This window comes from Bradyrhizobium sp. sGM-13 (genome assembly GCF_018398875.1).
Classification (GTDB): Bacteria; Pseudomonadota; Alphaproteobacteria; order Rhizobiales; family Xanthobacteraceae; genus Bradyrhizobium.
In genome coordinates, this window is the sequence record NZ_JAGWDK010000168.1 from 1 (window position 1) to 602 (window position 602).

Genomic DNA, 602 nt, shown 5'->3' on the forward strand with positions numbered 1-602 from the left:
TGCCGCCCTACATGCGCCGCTCGAAATCGATCGAGACGCTGCTGCCGATCCTTTACCTGAAGGGTATCTCCACCGGCGACTTCTCCGAGGCGCTGGCGGCGCTGCTCGGCAAGGATGCCGCTGGGTTGTCGGCATCCGCCATCGGCCGCCTGAAGGACGGTTGGCTTGACGAACACACCGCGTGGCAGAGGCGCGATCTGTCGGCGAAGCGCTACGTCTACATCTGGGCCGATGGCATCCATCTCCAGGCACGTCTCGAAGACGAAAAGCAGTGCATCCTGGTGCTGATCGGCGCGACGCCGGAAGGCCGCAAGGAACTGGTCGGCTTCACCGATGGCGCCCGCGAGAGCGCGCAGGACTGGCGCGATCTGCTGCTCGATCTAAAGCGGCGCGGGCTCGAGGTGTCGCCGCGGCTCGTCATTGCCGATGGCGCACTCGGGTTCTGGAAGGCCGCCGGCGAGGTCTGGCCGAAAACGCGCGAGCAGCGCTGCTGGGTGCACAAGACCGCGAACGTGCTCGCCAAGTTGCCGAAGAGCCAGCAGCCGAAGGCCAAACGCGCGTTGCAGGAGATCTGGATGGCCGAAACCAAGGCCGCCGCCGAG

Annotated in this window: 1 protein-coding gene; it reads left to right on the plus strand. The window is 66.1% G+C overall.

Annotated features, from left to right (window positions below):
* Positions 1-602: IS256 family transposase (locus KJQ96_RS38620; protein ID WP_213291176.1), on the plus strand; the 602-nt coding region annotated here is incomplete at both ends.